Genomic DNA, 25,855 nt, shown 5'->3' with positions numbered 1-25,855 from the left:
GGGTGTTCAGAGAATGACCAGGCTAATGATGGCAGCGGCCTGCCTTGTGGCGCTCTGCGCTTGCGCGGTCACTGATGATCGGCTTCGCAGCCGTTTCGAAGCGACGCTGGCGGCGGACGAAAGCGCCACGGCAGCTCTGAAGCAATGGTGCACGCGGCAGGATATTGCGACCCCTGCCCTTATCACGGTGGATCATCTTCCGACCGATGGAGCGACAGCCTCTGCCGATATCCGGCGAATGCTCGAAGTCGATGCCGAGGAGCCGCTCGGCTACCGGCACGTCGCGCTGGTGTGCGGATCGACCACCCTTTCGGTCGCCCACAACTGGTACGTGCCCGGTCGCCTGACGGCGGACATGAACGAAGTCCTGCAAACCACCAATACCCCGTTCGGGCGGGCCGTCGCCGATCTCGACTTCACGCGGGAGCGGCTGGAATCGGTCGAGGGGCCGACTGCGGACTGCCCGGCGGACACGATACTCACGCATCGCGCGATCCTGCGCCGCCGCGATGCAAAGCCGATCAGCACCGTGATCGAATGCTATACGCCCGCCAATCTGCGCACCGCTGGCCCTTAAGGCAGCAGCGACGCCGCGAAACTATCCCCGCTCGCCGAACAGGGCGGAGCCCACGCGTACGTGAGTCGCCCCGAGCATGATCGCAGTTTCGTAGTCCGCGCTCATGCCCATGCTCAGGCCCCATGTGCCCGGCTCCGGCTCATGCTCGCGCGCCAGCTTGTCGAGCAGCGCGAAGAAGGGGGCCGGTTCCTTGTTCAGCGGCGGAATGCACATCAACCCCTTCAGCGGGATATCCGCCTCGCGCGCGGCGGCGATGAAGTCCGGGAGATCGGATATCGCACATCCCCCCTTCTGGTCTTCCTCTCCGACATCGACCTGAATGAAGCACGGCACGCGTTTGCCCAGCTTGTCGTATGCCTTCGCGAGCGCCTTCAGGAGCGAAGTCCGGTCGAGCGAATGGATCACATCGAAGGTCGCCGCCGCATCCTCCGCCTTGTTCGATTGCAATTGCCCGATCAGATGCAGCTCTACGTCCTCGTAGCGCTCGCGCAGCTCGGGCCATTTGGACTGCGCTTCCTGCACGCGGTTTTCGCCGAACACGCGCTGCCCCGCCTCCAGCAACGGCTCGATCTTCTCGACCGGATGCGTCTTGCTGACCGCGATCAGCGTCACCTCGTCCGGGTCGCGCTTGGCGATCTTGCAGGTGCGGACGATCCGCTCTTCGACTTCGATCAGGGCTGCTGCGCTATCCATCGCGCGCCGCTATAGCGGCTGGACGATGCCGATCCAGCCCCTCCCCCACCTTTGGCTGCTATCCGATGCGCGCAACGATGCGCTGCTCGAGGATGCGCTGGCACGCCTGCCTGACGGCTCCGGTTTCGTGTTCCGGCACTATCATCTGCCGCAGGAAGAGCGGCGGGCACGCTTTGAAATGCTGCGCAGCATATGCCGCAGCATGAACCACTGCACGATCCTGTCCGGCCCAGCTGAAACGGCGCGGCATTGGGGGGCGGACGGTGTCTACGGCGCGCCCACCGCGCTGGACGATGCTGCAGACATGCTGCGCATCGCCACGGCCCATGACGAAGCGGAGATAGCGGCGGCCGAACGCACCGGTGCGGATGCCGTGATGCTCTCCCCGGTATACGCCACCCGAAGCCATCCCGACGGCGAAGCTCTGGGGCCGGACCGGTTTCGTGCCCTTGCCGGATCCACCCGCCTGCCGGTGATTGCGCTGGGCGGGATGACCCCGGAGCGCGCGCGGACGCTGGGCGTTTCGCGCTGGGCGGCGATCGACGGGCTGTCCTGACCGATTATGGCCCTGCGCACTTGACCCGGGACTCCCTTCGGATTCATGATGCGTTCCAAACCCCCGCGGAGTGATGGAAATGGCAAGCAAGGCCCTCGTCCCGACCGAGACGCTCGACTGGCGTGAGGCCTTTCGCGCATCGCTCAAGCGTGCGCTGCAGATGGCGGGTGCGCTGATCCTGTTCGGGGCGATGCTGTTCCTGGCGCTATCGCTGATCAGCTATACGCAGGCCGATCCCAGCCCATCGACCGCTGCTGCTGCCTCGGGGCCCGTTGCCAACTGGATGGGCAACGCAGGGGCTTGGGCGGCGGAACGCGCGCTGTTCTCCTTCGGCTGGGTCAGCGTGCTGGTGCTGCCGCTGCTCTACATCGGTGCGCGAAGCCTGTGGCGCGCCGCGAACGAGGAAGCGGACACGCCCGCACACACGCGCTGGTGGCGTCCGCTCGCCCTGCTGCTCATGGCGATGGCGTTGCTGGCGACGGTCCTGTCGCTCACCTTCGCGGACATGGCCATGGCGCTCCCCGCCGGTGCGGGCGGCCTTGCCGGCCTGATCGGCGCGACCGCGACCGAGGCAATCGCCGGCCGGCTGGCAGGCGGGGCTGCCGGATGGGTGATCCTTGCCATTGCGCTGGCCATGCTGGCGGTCGGAGCGATGCTGGTCGCGCGGGTGTTCACGATCGACTGGCGCGGGCTGATGACCCTGCCGAGCCTGCCGCAGCGCCTCGTGCGGGAACGGGCACCGGAAGCGCCGGAGAAGCCGAAGACGCCCCGCCGCAAGCCGAGCCGTGAGACAGCGATCGAGGCTCCCGAGCCGCCGGCGAGCGAACCCGAGAAGCCACGCCGCGTCCCGCAGATCGTCGATCCCAAGGTCGCGCCGCGCAAGGCGGACGGTGACGCGCTCACCCGCCAGAAGGACATGTTCGCCGATTTCGACCTGCCTTCGCTCGAGCTGCTGTCCGACCGGAGCGAAGCGAATGTCGCCCCGCTCGACCGGCAGGCGCTCGAGCGCAATGCGCGGCTGCTCGAATCGGTGCTCGACGATTTCAACGTGAAGGGCGAAGTCACCGCCGTGCGGACCGGGCCCGTTGTCACCATGTACGAGCTCGAACCTGCTCCGGGCACGAAGGCCGCCCGCGTGATCGGCCTGTCCGAAGACATCGCCCGCAACATGAGCGCGGTTTCCGCCCGCGTCAGCACGGTGCCGGGCAAGACCGTGATGGGCATCGAACTGCCCAATGCCGAACGCCAGATGGTCGGCTTCAAGGAACTCGCCGCGTGCTCCGACTTCGTCGATGCGCCGGGCGACCTGCCGATCATCCTGGGCAAGGACATTGCGGGCGAACCGATCATCGCGGACCTCGCGGCCATGCCTCACCTGCTGGTCGCAGGGACCACCGGCAGCGGTAAGTCGGTCGGCCTCAACACAATCATCCTGTCGCTGCTCTACCGCTTCACGCCCGCCGAGTGCCGCCTGATCATGGTCGATCCCAAGGTGCTGGAGCTCAAGAGCTACGAGGATATTCCGCACCTCCTCTCGCCCGTCGTCACCGAGCCGGAGAAGACCATCCGCGCGCTCAAGTGGACGATCGAGGAGATGGAGCAGCGCTATCGCAAGATGAGCGAGGTGGGCGCGCGCAACATCGCCGGGTTCAACGAACGCGTGCGGACCGCCAAGGCCAAGGGTGAGCCGCTGGGCCGCCGCGTGCAGACCGGCTACGACCCCGAAACGGGCGAGGAAATCGTCGAGGAGACCGAGCTCGACTACGAAGAGCTGCCGCTGATCGTGGTGATCGTCGACGAGCTGGCGGACCTGATGGCCGTGGTCGGCAAGGACATCGAGATCCTGATCCGCCGCCTGACGCAGAAGAGCCGCGCCGCGGGCATCCACCTGATCATGGCCACGCAGCGCCCGTCGGTCGACGTCATCACCGGCGTCATCAAGGCCAACCTGCCCACCCGGATCAGCTTCAAGGTGACCAGCCGGATCGACAGCCGCACGATCCTTGGCGAACAGGGCGCGGAAACGCTGCTGGGCAAGGGCGACATGCTGTTCAAGCCCAATATCGGCAACCTCACCCGCGTCCACGGCCCCTTCGTGAGCGACGAGGAAGTGGAGGCCGTGGCCGAGCACTGGCGCAAGCAGGGTTCGCCCGCCTATGTCGATGCCGTGACCGAAGAGCCGATGGACGGCGGCGGCGGCTTCGCCTTCGAGGACGAACTCACCGCGAGCGACAATCCGGACGAGCGCAAGTACCGCCAGGCCTGCCAGGTCGTGTTCGAGAACCAGAAGGCGTCCGGCAGCTGGCTCCAGCGCCAGATGGGCGTGGGCTACAACACCGCCGCCAAGTGGATCGAGCGGATGGAGAGCGAAGGCCTGGTCGGCCCCGCCAACCACGTGGGCCGCCGCGACGTCTACCGCGACAAGGACGGCAACCCGCTTTAGCGGGCGCTTGTCGAGCGGCGCCGGGGCCAGGATCGGGGGCGCCCTGACACACCTGACACAGTGTCCAGGGGGCAAAAAACGCCGCGCCCCTCGCGGGGCGATTTCGGCGGGTATCGACGGTGTGAAAGAGCGCGTTGACCTCTAGCGTGCGTGACGAGTGTAGGACAGCGGGCTGACGCTGTGATCGGCGACGGGCGCGAACTGATGGGCCCCGGCAAGCTGGAGAACCGCTAGGCGGGTGCCGACTCGCGCCGGATCGGGAAGAGGTGCGCATAGGTGAGGCAGCGCCACAGCCATTCGAGCGGGCCGAACTTGTAGCGCGCGAGCCAGGCAGGCGACCAGACCAGCATGATCGCCCAGGTCGCGAGCACCACGCCATACAGGGCTGGCCGGGTGAGTTCGCCGAACAGGCCGAGCGCCCAGCCGTGGAAGACGAACAGCATCAGGATCGAGGTGCCCAGATAGTTCGAGAACGCCATCCGGCCCGCCGCCGAAACCCGCGAGCCGAGCCAACCCGTTGCGCGCGGCCCCCACAGCGCCAGCAGCGCCGCAAGCCCCAGGATCATCAGCAGGTTCGGGACCCTCGAGAGGCCGTCGAACGACCAGAGCGCGCCCATATAGCCGAGGCCCCCGGCGTGATTCCACAGCCCGATGGCGAGCGTTCCGGCAAGACCGGCGAGCACTGCGATCCACCCCCACAGCGTCTGCCGACGCGGATCGATCCGCCGGTCGAACAGCCCGAGACGGTATAGTGCCATGCCGATCAGCATCAGTGGCACCGCTTCCAGCCCGTTCTGAAACCAAGACAGCAGCGGCTGCGACCAATGTTCGGCGATGTTGTGGGTGACCCAGCCGCCGTAATCGCCCGCCGTGATCAGCGCGGTCTCGATCCGGTCATCGGCCGCGCCGGCATCGCGCATTGCCGCAGCCATGTCCGCCATACCGCCAGAAGACGCGGCCATCTCCCCGGCCGCAGTCGCATACATCCTGCCCCAGACGACGATATCCTTCACCGCAGCCAGCAGGTAGACCACGATCCCCACCCAAAGCTGCGTCTTCGGTCGCCGTTTGACGAACAGGAGGGCGATGAGGCCGCAGGTCGCGTAGGTCGCCAGGATGTCGGTTTTCGAGATAAACAGGTAGTGGGCGTAGCCGAACGCGAACAGCCAGAAGAGGCGCCGCACCTGCAGCCAGCGGCCGCTACCCCGCGCCCAGGCCCGGTCGAGGAAAAGGATCATGCCTGCGCCAAACAGCAGCGTGAACAGGCCGCGCATCTTGCCGTCGATCAGGGTGAATTGCGCGACCCATAGCCAGTCCGACACGGGCCCGTGTTCGGTCAGGAAGCCGCCCGGCCAGATGTAGGCGGCCGAGGGCTGGCCGAATGCGACGATATTCGCGGCAAGGATGCCCATCACCGCGATACCGCGCGTGAAATCAAGGCTGGCCAGCCGTTGCTGCCCCGTTGCCGGGGCAGGCCCGACGCGCGATTCGATCTGGTCCTCGATCATCACCCAGTCCTTCCTTGCTGTTACTTGCAGTCGCGCCGCGCGGGTCGCCGGGCGTGATGGGTTTGAACCGGCCTATGCCTCTGCGACGACACCGTCTTCGTGCCAGCGTTGCAGCATGGGGATCGAGAGGAGCTCGGCGCCGACGGCCAGAAGGGGCAGCACCACGCAGGTGAGGTCCGCGAATGCGACGGCGGAAAATAGTGTGAGCGTGATCGTGGCCGCCGCGCCTGCACGCTGCATCGCCCCGGCCCTGTCCCAATCGGCGTCGACCACGAACCAGGCGAGCACGATCAGTCCTGCAATCCGCAGCAGCAACAAGGTCGCCAGACCAGTCATGGCGGCGGCGTTGCCTGCGTAGATCGTCGGCACCATGCCTGTAGGCATCCTTGCGAAACTTGCGATTTCCCCGGCGTAGGGCGGCTCGACCCAGGGGTAGCCACACCACAAGCCAGCCAGCAGCAGTGCCGCCACCGGCAGGATCAGCCCAAGCGCGCAGATGTAGCGCGCCAGAGCAAGGCGGCCCTCGGCGTGCCTCGGCAATTCCTGCCACGCGGTCGTGAGGCAACCGAACGCGAAGGAAAGTCCATCGCCAGCCTCTTGCGCCACAGCGAACTCGGCGTGCATTGCCGCAGCCCATTCGCATCGATCGGAGCCCATCCCCGCCAGAGCGAGCTTCATGACGGGGCGCGCGATCCACACGCTCATGCCTTTGCGTCCGAGAGGCCGAACGAGCCCGGATCGCTCCTGGCTTCGCGCGCGAGGGCCAGCCCGGTTGCCGTCAACCGATAGGCATGGCGCGGAGGCCGGCCGGGCGCAGTCGGCTCGCACCATTCCGAGGAGACAAGGCCCCGCTCGCTCATCCGCATCAGGAGCGGGTAGAGCGAGCCCGATTTCAGCCCGGTCTGTTTCATGAGCTCATACCCGTGGATGCGTTGGGGGGCCCGATCGTACAGCGCGGCCAGCACGGCGAGCATCTGCGGAGAGGGGCGTCGAGATCGAACCATGGGGTCAATCTTATATATGTAGAGTTATCGGCGCAATCCTCTTTGTGGAGGTCGTCCAACCCCGAGCCCCATCCGCACATGGCTGCACGCGTCCTCGCTCGTGTGTCTCACGCAATCTCGATGAAACCCATCGCAATTGCGTTCTTCGCACGGAACCTGCATCGCTCACCCCCACATCGCGGCCCGCTCCCGAACCGCTGCTCGCGAACACGCCCGGAGGCGAGAGATGAAAATCGAGATCAACGAACACGCTGCATGGATCTTCAAGTCCGGCTGGAAAGGGTTCTGCCCCCGGTGCGGCAAGGGCGACATGTTCAAATCCTGGCTCAAGGTGAGCGATCGGTGCGAGGTGTGCGGGCTGGATTACCGCTTCGCCTCCCCCGACGATGGCCCCGCCTTCTTCTCGCTGTGCTTCGTCGCGTTTCCGCTGCTGTTCCTGATGGTCTGGGTGCAGGTGGCGCTGGAACCGCCGCTCTGGCTGCTGCTGGTTCTCGCGGTGCCGGTGATGACGATCGGCTGCCTGCTGCCGCTGCGCCCGATCAAGGGATGGCTGGTCGCATCGCAATATGTGAACCGCTCCGTCGAGGCGGGCACCGAGAAGCTGTGGGCCGAAATGCACGCGCGCGAGGACGAAAAGAAGCGCAGCGAAGGCGACGCCTAATTGCAGCCGCCGCAGCGGACAGAAAGCTGGCTGACAAAACGAAAAAGCCGCCGCGCTCCGGGGAAGCGGGCGGCCTTTTCAATAGCCGGGAGGAGACGCGCCTATTCGGCGGCTTCGGCACTCTCGGCAGCCGCCGCTTCCGCTTCGGCGCGCTCGGCCTCGAGTTCGGAATCGCTCTCCAGATCGGCGGCGGTCAGCGCGGGGTGCTGCGCGATCCGCTGGGTCATGGTTTCCATCGTGCCCGCGGGCAGCGCCACGAGACCGATCTTGGCCAGCGGGCCGCCGCGTTCCCACATCGCCATCCACTGTTCCAGGAACTTCTGCAGCCCGGGGATCGCCTGCAGGTGCGCCTGCTTCACGTAGAGATAAAGCGGACGCGCGCCGGGGTACTGGAAGCTGGCGATATTGTCGTAGGTCGGCTCGACGCCGTTCATCGGCAGGCCCTGCACACGGCCTTCGTTCTCTTCCAGATAGGAATAGCCGAAGACGCCCACGGCGTTGCGGTTGCCCTGGATCTTCTGGACGATCAGGTTGTCCTGCTCGCCCTGGTCGACATAGGCACCGTCGGAGCGGACTTCGGTGCAGGTGCGCTCGAACGCGTCCTCGTCGCTTTCCTTCAGCGCGGCCATCTCGGGATTGGCTTCGCACCCGGGGGTGAGCACCAGTTCCTTCAGCGCATCGCGCGTGCCGCTGGTCGAGGGCGGGCCGTAGACCAGGATCGGCGCGTCGGGCAGCGAGGGGTCGATATCGGCCCAGGTCTCGTTCGTCTGCTCTTCGCCATAGGGATTGGCGGCGAGCGCGCGGTAGACGATCTCCGGCGTCAGCTCCATCATGATGCCGCCTTGCGTGCTGGCGAAGGCGATCCCGTCCAGGCCGACCTGGATTTCGGTAATCTCGGTCACGCCGTTGGAGCGGCAGGTTTCGAACTCGCTCACCTTCATCCGGCGCGAGGCGTTGACGATGTCGGGCGTATCCGCCCCCACGCCCTGGCAGAACAGCGCGATGCCGCCGCCCGAACCGGTCGATTCGATCAGCGGGGAACGCATGTCAGGGTTGGTGCGCGAAAAGCTCTCGGCCACCTGCTTGGCGAAGGGATAGACGGTCGAGGAACCGACCGCGCGAATCGATTCGCGCGAGCCGCCGCCGTTGTCGCAGCCGGTCAGCATCAGCCCGGCAGCCGCCGCCAGAGCAAGAACATTGGTGAATTTCATTGATCGCCTCTCCATCAGATCAAGGCATGGTGGTGCATGATCGCAGCCCCTAACCACTCTCCTGTGACAACTGCGTTACCGTACGGCGACGGCAGGTAAACCCCGCCCGGCCTTGCTGTCTTCCGCCCTCCCACCTAACGGTCCCGCCGTAACGTAAGGAAGGTCCCCCAACCCATGCGCATCGGCTGCCCCAAGGAAATCAAGAACCATGAATACCGCGTCGGCCTGACGCCCGAAAGCGCGCGCGAACTGGCGCGTGGCGGGCACGAGGTCTGGATTCAGAGCGGCGCCGGGCTTGGCATCGATGCGACGGACGAGGAATACGAGGCGGCAGGCGCACGGATCGTCGACGGGCAGGACCCGATCTTCGCGGAATGCGAGATGGTGGTGAAGGTGAAGGAGCCGCAGGCGGACGAGCGCAAGAAACTGCGCGAGGGCCAGATTCTCTATACCTACCTGCATCTTGCGCCCGACCGGGAACAGACGGTCGACCTGGTGAACGCCGGCGTCACCGCGATCGCCTACGAAACCGTCACGGGCCCGATGGGCCAGCTCCCGCTGCTCAAGCCGATGAGCCAGGTGGCCGGCCGCATGAGCGTGCAGGCCGGGGCCACCGCGCTGGAAAAGGCGCACGGCGGGCGCGGCGTGCTGCTGGGCGGCGTGCCGGGCGTGATGCCGGGCAAGGTCGTGGTGATCGGCGGCGGCGTGGTCGGCTTCAACGCCGCGCAGATGGCCGCCGGGCTGGGCGCGGATGTGACGATCCTCGACCGCGATCCCGAAGTGCTCGAACGCGTGGGCACGCATTTCGAATCGCGCGCCAAGACGCGCTTTTCCAACGCGGCAAACCTGCACGATGCGGTGTGCCAGGCGGACCTGGTGATCGGCGCGGTGCTGATTCCCGGCGCCGCGGCCCCCAAGCTGGTCACGCGTGAAATGCTGTCCGACATGCAGACCGGCGCGGTGCTGGTGGATGTGGCCATCGACCAGGGCGGCTGCTTCGAAACCAGCAAGCCCACCACGCACGACAACCCGACCTACGTGGTCGACGATATCGTGCACTACTGCGTCGCCAACATGCCCGGCGCGGTCGCGCGCACCAGCACCTATGCGCTCAACAACGTGACCCTGCCCCATGCGCTCCAGATCGCCGACCACGGCTGGAAGGCCGCGATGCGCGCCAACCCGCACCTCGCCGAAGGGCTCAACGTGTGGGACGGCAAGGTGACCTACAAGGCGGTGGCCGAAGACCTGGGCTACGAATACGTGCCGGTCGAGAAAGCGCTCGCCTGACGCGACCAGGCAGGAAGGCTGCCACCAGGGGCGTCGCCTTCCCGCTTCGTTAACCCCATGACGCTAGATGGAACGCATGGGGTCGCTGCTGAGTCGGATCGGGATTCTGTTGTCTCTGGCATGCGCGTGCCTGGCGGCGCCCGCGTCCGCCGCCCCGCTCGCTCCCGATTGCATCTTCGCGACCTCCGAAGACCTCTCCATCGAAAGCGTTCGCGCCGATCCGCGATGGGTCTGCGACGAAGTGAAGACCCTGGAGGCTCCGCGTTTCAACTGGCTGCGCTTCGAAGACGCGGGCAGCGCCGGTTATCGCTATTACGCGATGGAGGCACGCTGGTTCGACAGCATCACCGTATACCGGATCGCGAGCGACGGCCGGATCGCCAGCAACCGGCTTGTCCCGGACGAGGTGCACCTCAGCAACGTCAACGACATGATGCTGCCGCTGCCGGATGTCGGCGATCCGCAAGCCGCGGTCATCGTCCGGATCGACAATTACGCAAAATTCCGTGACGCACCGAAAATCCGCCTTCTGGAGAGTGCCGACAGGCCGGCAGGACTGGTGGACGACCTCATCTTTGCAGCCCTGCTGATAGGTCTGATCCTGGCCCCCTGCATCCTCGCGGCAATGCTGGCCTTTGCGCTGCGGCAGACCTTCGTGGCGTGGTATGCGGTGATGTGCGCCGGCATGGCCCTGACGATCGCCATGACAAGCGGCCTGGCCGCCAGCTGGTTTTCCTGGAATCTGGTCGTGTTTCTGGTGTTCGAGCGCCTGGGCTACGTCCTGATCATGTTCGCATCGTGCCAGTTCGCCCGCGACTTCATCGAACGCGAGGCGCTGTCGCCCGCCATGCGCAGGGTGCTGCGCTGGAGCGGCATCGGCATTCTCATCGTGGGCGGACTGAACGCAGGGATCATACAAAGCCCGATGCTGTTCGGCCTGGCCCAGCTCGTCGTGCTGACGGCTTTGATCGTCGCTTTCGGCCAAGCCGTACGGCGCGGGAGCCGCTGGGTCCGCTACCAGTTGCTCGGCTGGTGCTTCGCGATGGTTCTGGTGACGGATATGGCCATGAAAGGCGTGGGGCTGGGGGGATTTCTCGAAACCGATTTCCTGACCGTCTACTACGCCATGGTCTGGGAGATCATCATCGTCGCGATCGGCGTGACCGACCGGGCGCTGATGCTGCGGTCGGACCGCGACCGGGCGCGCCAGCTGGCTGCCGAGATGGAAAACCTCGCCGAGCGCGATCCGCTCACCGGCCTGCTGAACCGGCGCGGCATTGCCAATCAGTACGACAGCCTGATGCGGCGCGGCTTCACCACCTTCGCCCTGATCGACCTCGATCATTTCAAGTCGATCAACGACCGGTTCGGCCACCATGTCGGCGACGCGGCGCTGATCGCCACCGCCAGTGCGCTTGCGCCCGACGAGGACACGCTGGCCGTGCGGCTGGGCGGCGAGGAGTTCATGCTGGTGTTGCGCGGAGCCGATGGGACCTTGCGCGCAGAGCGGCGCCGCCGCGCGATTACCGCGCGGATTGCGGAGACCGTTCCGCAGATGGATCGGCCTGTCACCGCCAGCATGGGCGTGGTCGAGGCACCGGGCGAAAGCGCCGCGGGGCTGCCCTTCGAAGTGCTCTATCTGCGCGCGGACAAGTTGCTCTATCGGGCGAAGAACGAGGGGCGTAACCGCTATCTGCGGGAAACGCTGGTCTTCGGCGAGCCGCCAAGAGACGACCACCAGGCCGTCGCTGCCTGACCTCGCAAGCGGCGCGGTTGCCGGGGCGAGCCGCCCATGGTGGCATCGCCCCGCTTCACCGATTACACTCCCCGGAATGCCACCTGCGCCGTATCGGTTCTCCGGTACGGCGCCAGCCGGGAGAGACGACGATGAGCACGCAGCAACCGACCAATTCGGGCTTCGGCCGGACCACCGAACCGCAGGAGGTGCTGGAAGGCATCGATCTTTCCGGCAAGGTCGCCATCGTCACCGGCGGCTATTCGGGCATCGGGGTGGAGACCGTGCGCGGTCTCGCCGGAGCGGGCGCGAAGGTGATCGTGCCCGCGCGCAACCATGCGAAGGCAGTAGGCAATCTTTCCGACGTTGCCGGCGATGTCGCGATCATGGAGATGGATCTCGCCGATCTTGCGTCGGTGCGCGCTTTTGCGGATGCCTTCACCAAGGAGCACGACCGGCTTGACCTGCTGATCTGCAATGCCGGGATCATGGCCTGCCCCCTGACCCGCGTGGGCCCGGGCTGGGAACAGCAGTTCGGCGTCAACCACCTCGGCCACTTCGCGCTGGCGCAGGCGCTGATGCCGCTGCTGGAAAAGACCGCGAAGGAGCCGGGTAGCGACGTACGCGTGGTCGCGCTGTCTTCCACCGGCCACAAGCTGAGCGACATCCGCTGGGACGATCCGCACTGGAACGATGGCGCGTATGACAAGTGGCAGGCCTACGGGCAGGCGAAGACCGCCGACGCGCTGTTCGCCGTGGGCATGAATGCGCGGCTGGCCCCGCATGGCGGGCGCGCATTCTCGGTCCATCCCGGCGGGATCATGACCCCGCTGCAGCGCCACCTCGATACCGAGGAAATGGCCGCGCTGGGCTGGCTGGACGAAAACGGCGAACTGTCCGAACAGGCGGCGAAGATGTTCAAGACGCCCACGCAAGGCGCCTCGACCACGCTGTGGGCCGCGACCAGCCCGGCGCTCAAGGATCGCGGCGGCGAATATTGCGAGGATTGCGACGTGGCGGAGCTGGCCGATGCAGAGAACCCGAGCCGCTATGGCAAGGTACAACCCTACGCGGTGGACGAGGACAGCGCCGAACGGCTGTGGGCGATGAGCGAGGAGATGGTGGCGGGGGAATAGGAGGCTAACCGGGCGAAGGACGGATTGGGCATGAGCATCGTCGAGCGCTCGCAACACGCGCTGGCTCTGAACCGGACCAATGGCCTCAAGGTCGCGGTGTTGTTCGCCACTTTCGGAATCGGCTGTTTCGTCTTGGAGGCGACCGGAGTTTCCGATCTTGCCAGCCCGTGGCTTGCCGCCGCTATCCTCCCGAACGCGCTAATCTATATTGCGGTGCGTGGCGGCAAACTCCCTTGGTTCAGAGGGATGGCATTGCCTTGCTTGCTCGTGCTGGTCGCATCGGTCGCCTTGGTGTGGGCGCTGCATGCCGACATCCTCGTTCCCACTGTCCTGAGCGGGGGGGTGCTCGCCTGCTGGATCGCGGCATCCGGTTTTTTGATCTGGCGAATGTGGACGTTCGAACCAGAACCCCCGGGCAAACGGGCTTTACCCTCTACGTCACCCCGGGCTTGACCCGGGGTCCCGCTTCTCTTCCTTTCCTTGCATGGATCACGAAACATCCGGTGGCTGGGTCTACATCATGGCCGACCGCTATCGCGGCACGATGTATGTTGGCGTGACCGCGGATCTCGCGCTCAGGGTGTCGCAGCACCGCGAAGGGGCCGGATCGGACTTTTGCGCGCGCTACGGATTGAAACGGCTCGTCTGGGCGGAACGGTTCGACAGCATTGTCGATGCCATCGCGAACGAGAAACGGCTCAAGCGCTGGCACCGGGGCTGGAAGATCGAGCTGGTCGAGAAGGCCAACGTGAAGTGGAATGATCTGTTCGATTCTTTGGTCTGAGGGTCGCGAAAGCAGCGGGACCCCGGGTCAAGCCCGGGGTGACGGGCGAAGGAAAGGCGCCGCGATCTCGCTCGTGATGCGCTGCGGGCGCATGGTCTCGCGGTCGAGCATTGCCCAGCGGGTCAGCGCGGAGACCAGCACCTTGCCCTCGCCATCGACGAACTGCACCTCGCGGTCGAAGCGCGCGCCGCGCGGGCTCCCCGATACGCGGGTGCGGCCGTGGGCGGTCTCGCCGGCCTTGATGTTGCCGCGATAGTCGATCTCGTGTCGGCTCACGACCCAGATGTATCTTGCCTGATGCTCTTCGGGCGCGACCGCGTGCCAGTGGGCGACCGCGATGTCCTGAATCCAGCTCACCCAGCGCGCGTTGTTCACATGGCCCAGCTCGTCGATGTCGCCGGGCTCGGCGGTGAAGTCGCGGGTAAAGGCCCAATCGTATTCCGAGGTGCCGTCGCTCATGCCGGTTCGAGTGCGCGATCCGGGTCGACGCCGATGCTCTTGAGGTCCGCCTCGGCCTGCGCGGTGGTGGTGAAGACAAAGGCTTCCATCCCCACCGCCTTCGCGCCGTCGACATTCTTCTGCAGATCGTCGAAGAACACGCATTCCTCCGGCACCAGATCATAGGTCTCGGTCAGCCAGGTATACATGCGCGGATCGGGTTTGAGCGTGGAGTGATCGGCGGAGACGCACGCGCCATCGAACAGCGGCCAGAAGTCGTAGCGCCCGCGCAGGTAGGCGACGATTTCGTGCACGTTGTCCGTAATCGCGTAGATGCCGTAGCCGCTCGCCTTGAGGCGGCGCATCAGCGGGGGCGTTTCCTCGATCAGGTGGAGGCTCTCGAACAGCGCGGAGACCAGCCGGTCGCAGGTCTTGCGGTCGAAGCCGTGGCGTTCGCCGAACATGCGCTGCGTTTCGGTGAGGCTCATCGCGCCGCGATTGAGCGCACGGAAGATGTCGCCGCCGAACAGGTCCTGGCTGGTGATCCCGTCGGGCAGGTCCTTGCCGAAGGCGAGCTCGACGATCGATTCCGGCTCCCACCGGACGATGACATTGCCGACATCGAAGACGACGTTTCGGATGGGGGTGGCGCGCTCGGTCATGCGGTCTCGCTAAGCTGAAGGGTTCGGGTCTCAGCCGGTCCCATAGAAGCGCAGCGCACGCCGATCCACCGCTCAGTCACCCACCACAGCGCACCCGGGGGCGGAACGACCGACCCGGGCGATCATGGCGCACAGGTCGCGCTGCGGATCGTCGGTGCCCCGATAGACGAAGTGCTTCAGTTGCGCGGCCAGTTCTTCATCCCCGCTCTCGGCGACCAGCTGCCCCAGCCAGTCGTAGACCGAGACGGTCCCGTCTCCGCCCGCATCCTTGCGGTTGTCGGCGACCAGTGCGGCGACGAAATCGAAGAAATCGCGCCCGCCGTTTGTCTGCGCCGCACCCTCCGCGATCATGCCGAGCACCGTGCCGCAGGCGTAATTGGCGTCATAATCGCGCCGCTCGCTCGCGCCGGAAAGCGGGTTGCCGACCGACATGGCGAAGCAGGTCTGCCAGATATTCGCCAGTTGCGCGCCGGCATCATATTCGGGATCGACCTGCTCGATCAGCCGGAAGGCGAGCAGATTCGCCCCACCCTCCATGATCCAGGCATCGGCATCGGTTTCGTATTCGACCGTCTGCCCGAGCCAGAAATGCGCGCCTTCGTGGGCGATGAACCAGCGCACGCCCTGCAATGCGCTCGCATCCTCGGCGACCAGCCCCTCGCCTTCCAGCCGCACGCTCAGCAGGCCCGGCAGCACGCTGCCGCCCTGGCTGTACAGGTTCGGCGTCGGCCCCGCCCAGCTGGAGAGCACCATCGGCTTGCCGCTGCCCGCCCGTTCGCCCAGCCGGTCGGCATAGATCGCGAAGGTCTGCGGCAGGAAATCGAGCAGCTCGCGGCGCAGCCACGCAGGCGTCTGCGGATCGATGATCGCGGTGAGATGGCCGGTCGAGACGGGCTGCGGATCGCCGAAGACGACGTAGGTGGCATCGTCAACCGTGGTCACGGCCTGGTGGCGCTGCCCCTTGTAGAGCAGAGGCCCTGCCGCATCGCGGAAGACCATCTCCGTCTCCGGCCCTTCCTCCGCCATCTCCTGCGACTCGCGGAGCCAGGGCATCACCGCGAAGTGGCCGGTGAACAGGGCCAGAGTGCCGTCGGTGAAGCGCAGGGCAGGGTCGTAGTCAGCCATCAGGTCGTCGGCAAACGGGACGAACCGCACGGTCACCTTGCGCGGGACGGTTCCGTCATCGGCCAGCAGCACATCGGTCTCGTCGATCCGTTGCAGCGAGACGCCATCGGTCTCGACCGTCCAGCTCAATTCGCGCCAGCCTGAATCCTGCCGCCGCGCGCGGTTGGAGCGGGGAAAGGCCCAGCCTTGCGCATCGCTCGGGAAATGGAACGTCGCGCTCCAGCCGCCCGCACCGTGCACCACCTCGACCCGCACCGGCGGTTCGTCCGGCGCATCCTGCGCCGTGGCGATGGCCGGGAACACAAGCGCGAACAGCGCGGCGACCATCACCACGATGCGCGCCATGTCAGTCGACCACGCCCAGCTGCGTCAGAATGAAGGCGAATTCCTCCGCCGTTTCATACAGCGAGGCGAAGCGCCCGGACTTGCCGCCGTGGCCTGCGCCCATGTTGGTCTTGAGCAGCAGCGTGTTGTTATCGGTCTTGGTCGCGCGCAGCTTGGCAACCCACTTGGCAGGCTCCCAATAGGTCACGCGCGGATCGTTGAGCCCTGCCGTGACCAGCAACGGCGGGTAATCCTGCGCCACGACCTGATCGTAAGGGCTGTAGCTGAGCATGTAGGCGAAGGCCTGCTTGCTCTCGATCGGGTTGCCCCATTCGGGCCATTCGCCGGGCGTGAGCGGCAGATCCTTGTCGAGCATGGTGTTGAGCACGTCGACGAAGGGCACATGCGCCGCGACCGCGCCCCACAGGTCGGGATCGGTGTTGACCACCACGCCCATCAGCTCGCCCCCGGCGCTGCCGCCGCTGGCGCTGATCTGGCCCTTGCTCGTATAGCCCGCGTCGATCAGGCCCTTGGCCACATCGACGAAATCCTCGAACGTGTTGGTCCGCTCGTTCAGCTTGCCCTGAAGATACCAGCGGCGGCCCAGATCGTCGCCGCCACGGATATGCGCGATGGCGTAGGCCATGCCGCGATCGACGAGACTGAGGCGGCTGGTCGAAAAGCCGGGCGGCACCGCGTAGCCATAGGCGCCATAGGCATAGAGGTGCAGCGGGCCGCCCATCGGACGATCCTTGCGCATCACGATGCTGACCGGCACCTGCGTGCCGTCGCGCGCGGTGATCGTCACCCGCTCCGTCTTGTACTGCGTCGCGTCGTAGCCGCTCGGGATTTCCTGCTGCTTCAGGAGTTCGAGCGCGCCCGTCTTCACGTCGTAGTCGTAGACCGATCCCGGCGTGACCATGCTCTGGTAGGACAGGCGCAGCTTCTGCATGTCGTATTCGGGATTGTTGGAAAGCCCGGCGGTAAAGCTTGCCTCGGGGAAACGGATCGGCGTGACATCCGTGACATCGTCGTAGGCGCGCAGCTGCACCTGATCGAGCCCGGCGAGCCGCCCCTCGGTGACGTAGAAGTCCTTGAACAGCTCGAAATCGGTCAGGTAGAAATCGTCCGACCCTTCGAGCAGCGTGGTCCATTCTCCCGGATTGGCCAGAGGCGCTGTGGCGAGGCGGAAATTGATGTGGTCGTCGTTGGTGTGGACGAACAGGGTGCCGTCGCGCACGTCGACATCATATTCCACGCCCTTCTGGCGCGGCTTGACCAGGATCTGTTCGCCGGTCGGATTGTCGGCGCTGACCAGGCGGATCTCGCTCGTCTCGTTGTCGCCGGTAGCGATGACCAGCCAGTCTTCCTGCGCGGTCAGCCCGGTGCCGACACCGAAGCTTTCGTCCGCTTCCTTGTAGAGCGTCACATCGCTGGCGACCGGCGTGCCGATCACGTGCAGCTTGGCTTCGAGCGTGCGCCACTCCTCGGTCGAGGGGCCGTAGACCAGCGCGCTGTCGTTCGCGACCCAGGTGAGGCCGCCGCGCAGATTGGTCAGCTCGTCGGGCAGCAGTTCGCCCGTCTCGAGATCCTTGATCCGCGCGGTGTAGCGTTCGGACCCATTGTCGTCGGCGGAATAGGCGAGGTAGCGCCCGCCCTTGCTGATCGAGAACGCGCCGAGGCGGAAATAGTCCTTGCCCTGCGCCAGCTGGTTCTCGTCCAGCAGCAGCTGCGGATCGCCGCCCGCCACGGGCTTGCGGTAGTGCAGGCGGTATTCCTTGCCCTCTTCGAATTCGGACCAGTAGAGCCAGTCGCCATCCTTCTGCGGCACCGTGGAATCGTCTTCCTTGATCCGGCCCTTCATCTCCTCGAACAGCGTGTCGACCAGCGCCTGATGCGGCGCCATCTGCGCCTCGAACCAGGCGTTCTCCTGCTTCAGATATTCGAGCACATCCTCGTCATCGACGACCGGGTAGGACTGGTCTTTCAGCCAGTGATACGGATCGCTCAGCGTGATCCCGTGGGTGGTGAAGGAATAGTCGCGGCGCTCTGCCACGGGGGGGGAAGTAGGCGCTGTCTCGCTCACGCTGGTATCGGCTCCGCTGGATTGGGCCGCTGCCATTGCCGGCATGGTCAATGCGGTGATTGCGATGGCTGCGGTGAAAAGCTTGCTCATGTTCGGCTCCCCCTCTGGGCGATGCGACGCGGCTTTGAAAGCCTTGCTTTGCCGGGGTATGACCCCAGATCATCCCCATAGCCAGACTTTCGAATGACAGGATCGACCAAATGCTGATGCAGACCCACGAAGCCCGCCTTTCCGCCCTGCGCGAGGAACTGAAAAAGCGCGGGCTGGACGGGTTCTGCGTGCCCATCGCCGATGCCCACATGAGCGAATATGTGGGCGAGGATGCGCAGCGTCTGCGCTGGCTGACCGGTTTCGGTGGCTCTGCCGGCAGCGCGGCGGTGCTGCTCGACAAGGCGGCGATCTTCGTCGACGGGCGCTACACCGTGCAGGTGCGCGACCAGGTGGAAGAACGCCTGTTCGAATACCGCGGCGTTCCGAAAGACAGCCCGGCGGCCTGGTTGGCCCGCAATGCGCAGGAAGGCGCAAAGATCGGCTACGACGCGTGGCTCGCCACCCCCGGCTGGGTCCGCTCCACCACGGCCGCGCTGGAAAAGGTCGGCGCGAAACTGGTCGCGGTCGAGGGCAACCCGATCGACGCGGTGTGGCAGGACCAGCCCGCGCAAAGCGATGCGGCCGCGCGGGTCCATGCAGACGAACATGCAGGCCGCAATGCGCAGGACAAACGGCAGGCCATCGCCGACTGGCTGACCGAGGAAAAGCTCGACGCGGTCGTGCTGAGCGCGCTCGATTCGGTCGGCTGGGCCTTCAACATTCGCGGGGCCGACATCGCGCATACGCCCGTTGCCATGGCCTTCGCGCTGGTTTCGCAGGACGGCACGGCGCAGCTGTTCATCGACGAGAACAAGGTCTCGCCCGAGCTGAAGCAGCATCTGGGCAATGCGGTGAGCATCCGCCCCCGCGCCGAATTCGAGACTGCGCTGGGCGAAGTGGGCGACAAGCGCATCGCGCTCGACCCGGAATACGGCGTTGCTGCCATTGCGCAGGCGCTGGAAGCGGGCGGCGCGAAGGTGGTCGAGACGCGCGACCCCACGATTCTGCCGCGCGCGATCAAGAACGAAGCCGAGATCGACGGCCACCGCGATGCACAGGCGCGCGACGGGGCCGCGGTCTCCCGCTTCCTCGCCTGGGTCGAGGCCGAAGCGCCCTCGGGCGAGATCGACGAGCTGACCGCAGCGGCCAAGCTGCTGGAATTCCGGTCGGTCGATGGCGACCTGAAGGATACCTCCTTCGACACCATTTCGGCCGCGGCGGGCCACGCCGCGCTGCCGCACTACAAGGTGGACGAGGACAGCAATATCACGATCCCGCCGGGCAGCATCTTCCTGTGCGATTCGGGCGGCCAGTACATCGGCGAGACCGGCGCTGGCACGACCGACATTACCCGCACCGTGTGGGTCGGCAGCAAGGACGGCAAGGCGCAGCCGACGGCGGAGATGAAGGACCGCTTCACCCGCGTTCTGAAGGGCCATATCGCCATTGCGCAGGCGATCTTCCCCGAAGGCACCACGGGCGGCCAGCTCGATACGCTGGCACGGCATGCGCTGTGGCAGGTGGGCTGCGACTACGCACATGGCACCGGCCACGGCGTGGGCAGCGCGCTGGGCGTACACGAGGGCCCGCAGCGGATCGCCAAGACCACCGGATCGCAGGGCGGCACGACAGAGCCGCTGGCGGCGGGCATGATCTGCTCGAACGAGCCCGGCTACTACAAGGCGGGTGAATTCGGCATCCGGATCGAGAATCTCGTCCTGATCGAGGAGCGCCAGATCGAGGGCGCGGATGAAGGCACGTGGTTCGGGTTCGAGAACCTGACCTGGGTGCCGATCGACCGCACGCTGATCGATGTCGATCTGCTGACGCCCGAGGAACGCGACTGGGTCGACCACTATCACGCCTGCTGCCGCGAAATCCTGGGCGCGCGCCTTGCCCAAACCGGAGACACGCAGGCGACCGACTGGCTGGAGCGGCACACCCAGCCGCTCTAAGCCAGCCGCTCTAAGGGCGCTTGTCTGCCAGCCCGTGTTCGCGTAATGTTCCGTTCTTGCGAGGGTCGCGACTCGGGAGAATGAGATCATGATCGGTTACGTTACGCTGGGCACCAACGATCTGCAGGGCAACGCGCCCTTCTACGATGCCATCGCCAGGGAAATGGGCACTGGCCGGATGATGGAGTTCGACAGTTTCATCGCCTGGGGAGAGCCTGACGGCGCGGCGGGCGTTGCCCTGACCAGGCCCTATGACGGCAAGACCGCCACCGTGGGCAACGGCACGATGGTGGCGCTGCAGGCGAAGGACAAGGAACAGGTCCACCGCCTTCACGAAATCGCGCTCGCCAACGGCGGCACCGACGAGGGCGAGCCCGGCCCGCGCGGGGAGGCGGACGAGAATGGACTGGTATTCTACGCCTCCTATTTCCGCGACCGCGACGGCAACAAGCTCAACGCCTTCTGCATGGCACCCCATGGGTAGCGGGGCGGATGGCTGAACCGCGCAAGCTCTCCGAAAACCCGATCCATCTCGGCCTGGGGGCGACTGCCGAAGCGCAGCCGCCCTTCACCGGGATGGACTGGTACGAGGAATATGGCCAACGCAACGCTGCCGATGGCGCGGAGGGCCGGCTCGTCTCGATGCACAGCTTTTCGGAAAGCTGGGACAGCTGGGAAATGCACCCCAGCGGGCAAGAGGTGGTCGTGTGTACGGCGGGCGAGATCACGCTGATCCAGGAATATCCGGATGGGCAGATCGAAAAGCTGACGCTGGGCCCGGGTGACTATGCGGTCAACGATCCCGGTGTGTGGCACACGGCGGATGTCGCCGGGCAGGCAACCGCGCTGTTCATCACGGCTGGCGAGGGAACACAGCACCGTTCCCGCTGAGACGCGGATTGCGGTGGTGTGAACGTGGGCCCGATCGCGCGACAAAGCGTTACAATCGAGCCCGATCGTGGCAAATCCATGCGACAAAGGCCGGCTAGAAAGGGTGTCATGAGCTGCGCGGCGGGTTTCGATCTCCCCCCTACCCCTCCCCGTCGTGCAGCTCTTCCCATCGTAACCTCAGGAGAACCACCCGATGAAAGCTCCCATTCTCGCCGCAGCCGGTCTCTCGCTGCTGGCAGGCACCGCCGCCATCGCCCAGCCTGCCGAGCGTGGCGCGACACCAATGACCCGCGCCGACATGAGCCAGAAGGCCGCAGAACGCTTCCAGAAGATGGACCTCAACGATGACGGCGTGCTCGATCTGGCCGATCGTGAACTGCGCCGCCAGCAGCGCATCGCCCGGATCGATACCGACGGCAACGGGGCGATCAGCGCTGCCGAGCGCGAAGCCGCCCGCGAAGCGCGCCAGGCACGCCGCGCCGAACGCCGCGAAGCGCGCGGTGTCGACAGTGACCGGCGCGGGCATGGCAAACGCTGGAAGCGGGGCATGCGCGGACATCGCGGCATGATGGGCGGCCGCATGATGGTGCGCGCCGACGCCAACGGCGACGGCCGCATCACGCTGCAGGAAATGCAGGCCCACGCCCTCGCCCGCTTCGACCGCATCGATACCAACAGCGATGGCACGGTCACGGCAGATGAACGCCGGGCCGCCCGCGCCGCGATGCGTGCCGAACGGCAGGAACGCCGTGAGCAGCGCCGCGCCGAGCGCGCGAGCCAGTAACGTAGCGCCCATGGCCACGCCCGAAGACACTACGGCCACCACCCTGCTGCTCGTCGATGACGAACGCAGCCTTCGCGAACCCCTGGTCGACTATCTGGTCGGCCAGGGGTTCGTCGTGCTGGAAGCGGAGAGCGCGGCTGCCGCGCGCAGCCTGCTGCGCGAACACCGCGCGGATCTGGCACTGGTCGACATCATGATGCCGGGCGAGGACGGTCTGTCGCTCACCCGCCACCTGATCGAGGCGCAAAAACTGCCGACCATCCTGCTCACCGCCATGGGCGAAGCGACCGACCGGATCGTGGGGCTGGAAATCGGTGCGGACGATTACGTGACCAAGCCGTTCGAACCGCGCGAACTGGTTGCGCGCATCCGCTCCGTCCTCAGGCGCGCGGGCCGCCATTCGCCCGAGCGGGGGGACGAGGACGCGCCCTATCTGTTCGAAGGCTGGCTGCTCGATCCGCTCAAGCAGCGGCTGACCGATCCCGAGGGGGCAGTGATCCCCATCTCCACCGCTGAATTTCGCATGCTGCGCGCCTTTCTCGATCATCCGCGCGCCGTGCTCGACCGGGATCGGCTGCTGGACATGGTGCAGGGGCGCGAGGCGCATCTGTTCGATCGGGCGGTGGACAACCAGGTCAGCCGCCTGCGCCGCAAGATCGAGGAAGACAGCCGCCACCCGCAGTTCATCCAGACCGTGCGCGGCGGGGGCTATCGCTTCGCCGCCGACGTCACCCGCACGACCTCTGGCTGACGGGTTCCATGCCGCGCCTGCTCCCCAAAAGCCTTCTGGGCCAAAGCCTGCTCGCCATCGCGGTGACGCTGCTGATCGGCCAGGCGGTCTCTGGCCTGCTGCTCTACCGGGCGGTGGAGGAACGGCGCGATACGGCCAGCGCCAATGCCGCGGCCTTCCACCTGCTGCGCACCGCCAGCCGAGACGAAGGCTCGGTCCGCGCCATTCGCCGCGCCCTGCGCCGCCGCGAGGCGGACTCGCCCTTCGGTCTCGGCCGGCAGAGCCGCGGATCGGGGCGTCATCTGCCGCCGCCGGTGTCGGGCACCCTTGCCGATGCCTCGCCCCTGCTCCCTGGAGAAGAGCGCGACTCCGCCGCCGAAGGCCGCTTGCGGGAGATCCTGGCGCGGCAGGGCATCGTGGCGGATGAACTGCAGGTCACGCTGCGCCCGATAGAGAGCGACCCGCTGCTTGCCGAGATCGCGCAGGTCCGGCCGCGCTTCCGCGCGCGCATGGCCGACACGCAGGGCGATCTGCTGGTGGCCGCGATGCGCCAGCCGGGCGAGGAGCGCTGGATCGTCGCGCGCACGGTCCGCCCCCCGGTGGAGGCCGGCGCGCTCCTGCTGATCGCGGGGCAGACGGTGCTGCTGTTCCTGGTTCTGCTGGGCGGCACCTATCTGGTGCTGCGGCGGATCACGCGGCCCCTCGCGCGGCTCACCCGGCGGGTCGAAAGCTTCGCCCGCACGCAGCACGCGGGCGAGCCTCTGCCCCCCGAAGGGCCGGAAGACGTCAGCCGCCTGATCGCGGCGCACAACATGCTCGAATCGCGCATCGCCAGCCTGCTGGACGAGAAGGACGTGATGCTCGGCGCGATCGGGCACGATCTCAAGACGCCGCTTTCTGCGCTGAGGGTGCGGATCGAATCGGTGTCGGACGAAACCCAGCGCGCGCGCATGGCCGAAACCATCGAGGACCTGCGCCGATCGCTCGACGATATCCTGTCGCTGGCCCGGATCGGCCGCGCGAAGGACCCGCCCGAGGCCGTCCAGCTATCGGCGCTGGTCGCCAGCGTGGTCGAGGAGTTCGAGGATATGGGCAAGCCCGTCGCCATCGCGCACAGCGAGCGGCTGGTGGCGCCCGCACAGGTCACGTGGCTGCGGCGCGCGCTGCGCAACCTGATCGGCAACGCGCTGCGCTATGGCGAAGCGGCGCAAGTGTCGCTTGCGAGGGAGGGCGACATGGCGGTGATCGCGGTCGAGGACGAAGGCCCCGGCATCCCGGCCGAAGAAATGGCCGCGATGCTCGAACCTTTCCGCCGGGGCGAGGCGAGCCGCAATCGCGACACGGGCGGCGCGGGCCTCGGCCTCACGATCACGCGCGCGATCATGCGCGAACATGGCGGGGAATTGCTCCTCTCCAACCGCGCCGAAGGCGGTTTGCGGGCCGAGATGCGCCTGCCACTGGCGCGCTGATCCCGGACGGCGCCGATCCCGCGAACTAGCGCATCAGCCCGCCCACGAGATTGCGCACGAAGCGCCCCGCGATGGGCCCGGCGAGGTCCGTCGCGATGGAGCCCGCGGCAGAGGTAACACCAGAGGCCATCGGGTTGGCGCGCGATTTCTTGCCCAGCACCTTGCGCGCCGCCATCCCGGCAGCCGACCCGGCGGCAACCTTCGCCCCGCGCGACATCGCCTTTTCCCAGATGCTCCTGCTCTTGCGCGGGCGCTTGCGAACCTCGGCTTCGCCCTGTTCCTCCACCTCCTCGGCGGTCTCGGCAGCATCGACCATCTTCTGCGCGATCACCTCTGCCGCGCTTTCGCGGTCCACCGCCTCGTCGTACTTGCCTGCCAGCGGGCTCGCGCCGAGGATCACCGCCCGTTCGCCCGGCGATAGCGGCCCCAGGCGACTCCGGGGCGGCTTGATGAGCGTGCGCTGCACCACCGAGGGCGCACCGTCATCGCCCAGGGTAGAGACCAGCGCCTCGCCTACCTTCAGCTCGGTGATCGCCTGCGCCACATCGAGATCGGGATTGATGCGAAAGGTCTGCGCGGCGGCCTTGATTGCCTTCTGGTCGCGCGGGGTAAAGGCGCGCAGCGCGTGCTGCACGCGGTTGCCGATCTGGCCCGCGACCTCGTCCGGAATGTCGATCGGATTCTGCGTCACGAAGAACACGCCCACGCCCTTGGACCGGATCAGGCGCACCACCGTCTCGATCGTGTCCTGGAAGGCCTTCGGCGTATCGTCGAACAGCAGGTGCGCCTCGTCGAAGAAGAACACCAGCTTCGGCTTGTCCTGGTCGCCCACCTCGGGAAGCGTCTCGAACAGCTCGGCGAGCAGCCAGAACAGGTAGGTCGCATACAGCTTGGGGCTGCGCATCAGCCGGTCGGCGGCGAGGATATTGATGAAACCGCGCCCGCCCGAATCGATGCGGAACAGATCGTCCACTTCCAGCGCGGGTTCGCCGAAGAAGCGATCCGCCCCCTCGCTTTCGAAACTCAGCAGGCGGCGCTGGATCGCGCCGATCGAGGCCTTCGAAATGCGCCCGTACTCGCCGCCCACCGCATCGGTGTTGTCGGCAGCATGGGCGAGCAGACTGCGCAGGTCCGCGAAGTCGAGCAGCAGCAGGCCGTTATCGTCGGCGTAGCGGAATACGATCTGCAGCACGCCTTCCTGCGTATCGTTGAGGTCCAGCAGACGGGCCAGCAGCAGCGGACCCATCTCCGAAATCGTGGTGCGCACCGGATGGCCCTGCTGCCCGAACAGGTCCCAGAAGATCACCGGAAAATCGGCATAGGCATAATCCTCCATCCCAAGCTCGGCCGCGCGCGCCTCCAGCTTGTCGGCATGCTTGAACGTCGAGGAACCGGGCACGGCGAGCCCGGCAAGATCACCCTTCACGTCCGCCACGAACACCGGCACGCCCTGCGCGGAGAAGCTTTCGGCAAGACCCTGCAACGTCACCGTCTTGCCCGTGCCGGTCGCGCCCGCGATCAGCCCGTGGCGGTTGGCGCGCGACAGCAGCAGTTCCTGCGCTTCGCCTTGCGAATCGCGCCCCAGAAAAATCGTGCTCACCCGCCGTGTCTCCCCGCCTCGATGCAGCTTTGCGGTTTGGGCGCGTGGCCACTTGGGCGTCAAGATGGTTCCAATTCGCGGCCCGTGCGATAGAGCGGACACG

At 66.4% G+C, this 25,855-nt stretch carries 25 protein-coding genes; 15 read left to right on the top strand and 10 right to left on the bottom strand.

The window, feature by feature from the left end:
• Window positions 1-13: 13 nt before the first annotated feature.
• Window positions 14-577 carry a chorismate--pyruvate lyase family protein gene (locus ADAD_RS0101025; protein WP_029139807.1) on the top strand — a complete coding sequence of 188 codons (564 nt, stop codon included), beginning with the start codon at window positions 14-16 and terminating at the stop codon, window positions 575-577.
• 21 nt (window positions 578-598) lie between these two features.
• Here ADAD_RS0101025 and ADAD_RS0101020 read toward each other — a convergent pair whose 3' ends face one another.
• Complete coding sequence (locus ADAD_RS0101020) at window positions 599-1,270, bottom strand: YggS family pyridoxal phosphate-dependent enzyme (RefSeq protein ID WP_010408274.1); 672 nt, start codon at window positions 1,268-1,270, stop codon at window positions 599-601.
• A 25-nt stretch (window positions 1,271-1,295) separates the two neighbouring features.
• Here ADAD_RS0101020 and ADAD_RS0101015 point away from each other — a divergent pair, with 25 nt between their 5' ends.
• Complete coding sequence (locus ADAD_RS0101015) at window positions 1,296-1,826, top strand: thiamine phosphate synthase (protein WP_010408271.1); 531 nt, start codon at window positions 1,296-1,298, stop codon at window positions 1,824-1,826.
• 79 nt (window positions 1,827-1,905) lie between these two features.
• The gene (locus ADAD_RS0101010) at window positions 1,906-4,269 is read left to right on the top strand and encodes an FtsK/SpoIIIE family DNA translocase (protein ID WP_029139806.1); all 2,364 of its coding nucleotides are present in this window, start codon (window positions 1,906-1,908) and stop codon (window positions 4,267-4,269) included.
• A gap of 230 nt (window positions 4,270-4,499) precedes the next feature.
• Here the strand turns inward: ADAD_RS0101010 and ADAD_RS0101005 are convergent, their stop codons facing one another.
• The 3 genes from ADAD_RS0101005 to ADAD_RS15320 form a co-directional block, all read right to left on the bottom strand.
• Window positions 4,500-5,777, bottom strand: a complete 1,278-nt coding sequence (locus ADAD_RS0101005) for a DUF418 domain-containing protein (RefSeq protein ID WP_010408266.1) — start codon at window positions 5,775-5,777, stop codon at window positions 4,500-4,502.
• Between the two features lie 72 nt (window positions 5,778-5,849).
• On the bottom strand, window positions 5,850-6,482 hold the full coding sequence (locus ADAD_RS0101000) for a hypothetical protein (RefSeq protein ID WP_010408262.1): 633 nt from the start codon (window positions 6,480-6,482) through the stop codon (window positions 5,850-5,852).
• Window positions 6,479-6,781 carry a PadR family transcriptional regulator gene (locus ADAD_RS15320; protein ID WP_237700703.1) on the bottom strand — a complete coding sequence of 101 codons (303 nt, stop codon included), beginning with the start codon at window positions 6,779-6,781 and terminating at the stop codon, window positions 6,479-6,481. Before ADAD_RS15320 ends, ADAD_RS0101000 begins: the two co-directional genes overlap by 4 nt.
• Window positions 6,782-7,007: 226 nt before the next feature.
• On the opposite strand from ADAD_RS15320, the gene ADAD_RS0100990 reads away from it, so the two are divergent.
• Window positions 7,008-7,442, top strand: a complete 435-nt coding sequence (locus tag ADAD_RS0100990; RefSeq protein ID WP_010408257.1) for a DUF983 domain-containing protein — start codon at window positions 7,008-7,010, stop codon at window positions 7,440-7,442.
• Window positions 7,443-7,543: 101 nt separating this feature from the next.
• On the opposite strand, the gene ADAD_RS15315 is transcribed toward ADAD_RS0100990, so the two are convergent.
• Window positions 7,544-8,653, bottom strand: coding sequence for a substrate-binding domain-containing protein (locus tag ADAD_RS15315; RefSeq protein ID WP_010408256.1), 1,110 nt, complete (start codon window positions 8,651-8,653; stop codon window positions 7,544-7,546).
• 174 nt (window positions 8,654-8,827) lie between these two features.
• On the opposite strand from ADAD_RS15315, the gene ald reads away from it, so the two are divergent.
• The 5 genes from ald to ADAD_RS0100960 all read left to right on the top strand — a co-directional run bounded on the left by ald (window position 8,828) and on the right by ADAD_RS0100960 (window position 13,598).
• Window positions 8,828-9,943, top strand: coding sequence for an alanine dehydrogenase (gene ald, locus ADAD_RS0100980; protein WP_010408253.1), 1,116 nt, complete (start codon window positions 8,828-8,830; stop codon window positions 9,941-9,943).
• Between the two features lie 67 nt (window positions 9,944-10,010).
• Complete coding sequence (locus ADAD_RS15310) at window positions 10,011-11,699, top strand: sensor domain-containing diguanylate cyclase (RefSeq protein WP_010408251.1); 1,689 nt, start codon at window positions 10,011-10,013, stop codon at window positions 11,697-11,699.
• Between the two features lie 131 nt (window positions 11,700-11,830).
• A complete protein-coding gene (locus tag ADAD_RS0100970) occupies window positions 11,831-12,814 on the top strand; it encodes an oxidoreductase (protein WP_010408247.1) in 984 nt (327 codons plus the stop codon).
• 30 nt (window positions 12,815-12,844) lie between these two features.
• The gene (locus tag ADAD_RS0100965) at window positions 12,845-13,267 is read left to right on the top strand and encodes a hypothetical protein (protein ID WP_010408245.1); all 423 of its coding nucleotides are present in this window, start codon (window positions 12,845-12,847) and stop codon (window positions 13,265-13,267) included.
• A 31-nt stretch (window positions 13,268-13,298) separates the two neighbouring features.
• Entirely contained in the window at window positions 13,299-13,598 is a 300-nt protein-coding gene (locus ADAD_RS0100960) for a GIY-YIG nuclease family protein (RefSeq protein ID WP_010408243.1), read from the top strand.
• Window positions 13,599-13,625: 27 nt separating this feature from the next.
• Here the strand turns inward: ADAD_RS0100960 and ADAD_RS0100955 are convergent, their stop codons facing one another.
• The 4 genes from ADAD_RS0100955 to ADAD_RS0100940 all read right to left on the bottom strand — a co-directional run bounded on the left by ADAD_RS0100955 (window position 13,626) and on the right by ADAD_RS0100940 (window position 18,323).
• Window positions 13,626-14,057, bottom strand: a complete 432-nt coding sequence (locus ADAD_RS0100955; protein ID WP_010408241.1) for an acyl-CoA thioesterase — start codon at window positions 14,055-14,057, stop codon at window positions 13,626-13,628.
• Window positions 14,054-14,698 (bottom strand): HAD family hydrolase, encoded by a 645-nt coding sequence (locus ADAD_RS0100950; protein WP_010408238.1) that lies wholly within the window; start codon window positions 14,696-14,698, stop codon window positions 14,054-14,056. Before ADAD_RS0100950 ends, ADAD_RS0100955 begins: the two co-directional genes overlap by 4 nt.
• Window positions 14,699-14,770: 72 nt before the next feature.
• Complete coding sequence (locus ADAD_RS0100945; protein WP_010408236.1) at window positions 14,771-16,168, bottom strand: M1 family aminopeptidase; 1,398 nt, start codon at window positions 16,166-16,168, stop codon at window positions 14,771-14,773.
• A gap of 1 nt (window position 16,169) precedes the next feature.
• Window positions 16,170-18,323 carry a S9 family peptidase gene (locus ADAD_RS0100940; RefSeq protein ID WP_010408235.1) on the bottom strand — a complete coding sequence of 718 codons (2,154 nt, stop codon included), beginning with the start codon at window positions 18,321-18,323 and terminating at the stop codon, window positions 16,170-16,172.
• Between the two features lie 110 nt (window positions 18,324-18,433).
• Here ADAD_RS0100940 and ADAD_RS0100935 point away from each other — a divergent pair, with 110 nt between their 5' ends.
• From ADAD_RS0100935 to ADAD_RS0100910, 6 genes are all read left to right on the top strand, one after another.
• Window positions 18,434-20,278, top strand: a complete 1,845-nt coding sequence (locus tag ADAD_RS0100935; protein WP_010408233.1) for an aminopeptidase P family protein — start codon at window positions 18,434-18,436, stop codon at window positions 20,276-20,278.
• An 88-nt stretch (window positions 20,279-20,366) separates the two neighbouring features.
• Window positions 20,367-20,762 (top strand): VOC family protein, encoded by a 396-nt coding sequence (locus tag ADAD_RS0100930; protein WP_010408231.1) that lies wholly within the window; start codon window positions 20,367-20,369, stop codon window positions 20,760-20,762.
• Window positions 20,763-20,770: 8 nt separating this feature from the next.
• Entirely contained in the window at window positions 20,771-21,169 is a 399-nt protein-coding gene (locus ADAD_RS0100925; protein ID WP_010408229.1) for a cupin domain-containing protein, read from the top strand.
• Window positions 21,170-21,362: 193 nt separating this feature from the next.
• Entirely contained in the window at window positions 21,363-21,953 is a 591-nt protein-coding gene (locus tag ADAD_RS0100920; protein WP_010408227.1) for a hypothetical protein, read from the top strand.
• 10 nt (window positions 21,954-21,963) lie between these two features.
• Window positions 21,964-22,704 (top strand): response regulator, encoded by a 741-nt coding sequence (locus ADAD_RS0100915; protein WP_010408223.1) that lies wholly within the window; start codon window positions 21,964-21,966, stop codon window positions 22,702-22,704.
• A gap of 8 nt (window positions 22,705-22,712) precedes the next feature.
• Complete coding sequence (locus ADAD_RS0100910; protein ID WP_010408220.1) at window positions 22,713-24,152, top strand: sensor histidine kinase; 1,440 nt, start codon at window positions 22,713-22,715, stop codon at window positions 24,150-24,152.
• A 25-nt stretch (window positions 24,153-24,177) separates the two neighbouring features.
• On the opposite strand, the gene ADAD_RS0100905 is transcribed toward ADAD_RS0100910, so the two are convergent.
• Window positions 24,178-25,752: a helicase HerA-like domain-containing protein gene (locus ADAD_RS0100905; protein ID WP_010408218.1), complete on the bottom strand. Its 1,575-nt coding sequence runs from the start codon at window positions 25,750-25,752 to the stop codon at window positions 24,178-24,180.
• Window positions 25,753-25,855: the final 103 nt, after the last annotated feature.

It is taken from the genome of Citromicrobium sp. JLT1363 (assembly GCF_000186705.1).
Lineage (GTDB): Bacteria > Pseudomonadota > Alphaproteobacteria > Sphingomonadales > Sphingomonadaceae > Alteriqipengyuania.
This window is presented reverse-complemented; position numbering and strand designations above follow the sequence as displayed.

What these genes read in the sequence shown, in the direction of transcription:
- ADAD_RS0101025 (WP_029139807.1), top strand. Translation starts at nt 14, where the DNA reads ATGACCAGGCTAATGATGGCAGCGGCCTGCCTTGTGGCGCTCTGCGCT.
- ADAD_RS0101020 (WP_010408274.1), bottom strand. Translation starts at nt 1,270, where the DNA reads ATGGATAGCGCAGCAGCCCTGATCGAAGTCGAAGAGCGGATCGTCCGC.
- ADAD_RS0101015 (WP_010408271.1), top strand. Translation starts at nt 1,296, where the DNA reads ATGCCGATCCAGCCCCTCCCCCACCTTTGGCTGCTATCCGATGCGCGC.
- ADAD_RS0101010 (WP_029139806.1), top strand. Translation starts at nt 1,906, where the DNA reads ATGGCAAGCAAGGCCCTCGTCCCGACCGAGACGCTCGACTGGCGTGAG.
- ADAD_RS0101005 (WP_010408266.1), bottom strand. Translation starts at nt 5,777, where the DNA reads ATGATCGAGGACCAGATCGAATCGCGCGTCGGGCCTGCCCCGGCAACG.
- ADAD_RS0101000 (WP_010408262.1), bottom strand. Translation starts at nt 6,482, where the DNA reads ATGAGCGTGTGGATCGCGCGCCCCGTCATGAAGCTCGCTCTGGCGGGG.
- ADAD_RS15320 (WP_237700703.1), bottom strand. Translation starts at nt 6,781, where the DNA reads ATGGTTCGATCTCGACGCCCCTCTCCGCAGATGCTCGCCGTGCTGGCC.
- ADAD_RS0100990 (WP_010408257.1), top strand. Translation starts at nt 7,008, where the DNA reads ATGAAAATCGAGATCAACGAACACGCTGCATGGATCTTCAAGTCCGGC.
- ADAD_RS15315 (WP_010408256.1), bottom strand. Translation starts at nt 8,653, where the DNA reads ATGAAATTCACCAATGTTCTTGCTCTGGCGGCGGCTGCCGGGCTGATG.
- ald (WP_010408253.1), top strand. Translation starts at nt 8,828, where the DNA reads ATGCGCATCGGCTGCCCCAAGGAAATCAAGAACCATGAATACCGCGTC.
- ADAD_RS15310 (WP_010408251.1), top strand. Translation starts at nt 10,011, where the DNA reads ATGGAACGCATGGGGTCGCTGCTGAGTCGGATCGGGATTCTGTTGTCT.
- ADAD_RS0100970 (WP_010408247.1), top strand. Translation starts at nt 11,831, where the DNA reads ATGAGCACGCAGCAACCGACCAATTCGGGCTTCGGCCGGACCACCGAA.
- ADAD_RS0100965 (WP_010408245.1), top strand. Translation starts at nt 12,845, where the DNA reads ATGAGCATCGTCGAGCGCTCGCAACACGCGCTGGCTCTGAACCGGACC.
- ADAD_RS0100960 (WP_010408243.1), top strand. Translation starts at nt 13,299, where the DNA reads ATGGATCACGAAACATCCGGTGGCTGGGTCTACATCATGGCCGACCGC.
- ADAD_RS0100955 (WP_010408241.1), bottom strand. Translation starts at nt 14,057, where the DNA reads ATGAGCGACGGCACCTCGGAATACGATTGGGCCTTTACCCGCGACTTC.
- ADAD_RS0100950 (WP_010408238.1), bottom strand. Translation starts at nt 14,698, where the DNA reads ATGACCGAGCGCGCCACCCCCATCCGAAACGTCGTCTTCGATGTCGGC.
- ADAD_RS0100945 (WP_010408236.1), bottom strand. Translation starts at nt 16,168, where the DNA reads ATGGCGCGCATCGTGGTGATGGTCGCCGCGCTGTTCGCGCTTGTGTTC.
- ADAD_RS0100940 (WP_010408235.1), bottom strand. Translation starts at nt 18,323, where the DNA reads ATGAGCAAGCTTTTCACCGCAGCCATCGCAATCACCGCATTGACCATG.
- ADAD_RS0100935 (WP_010408233.1), top strand. Translation starts at nt 18,434, where the DNA reads ATGCTGATGCAGACCCACGAAGCCCGCCTTTCCGCCCTGCGCGAGGAA.
- ADAD_RS0100930 (WP_010408231.1), top strand. Translation starts at nt 20,367, where the DNA reads ATGATCGGTTACGTTACGCTGGGCACCAACGATCTGCAGGGCAACGCG.
- ADAD_RS0100925 (WP_010408229.1), top strand. Translation starts at nt 20,771, where the DNA reads ATGGCTGAACCGCGCAAGCTCTCCGAAAACCCGATCCATCTCGGCCTG.
- ADAD_RS0100920 (WP_010408227.1), top strand. Translation starts at nt 21,363, where the DNA reads ATGAAAGCTCCCATTCTCGCCGCAGCCGGTCTCTCGCTGCTGGCAGGC.
- ADAD_RS0100915 (WP_010408223.1), top strand. Translation starts at nt 21,964, where the DNA reads ATGGCCACGCCCGAAGACACTACGGCCACCACCCTGCTGCTCGTCGAT.
- ADAD_RS0100910 (WP_010408220.1), top strand. Translation starts at nt 22,713, where the DNA reads ATGCCGCGCCTGCTCCCCAAAAGCCTTCTGGGCCAAAGCCTGCTCGCC.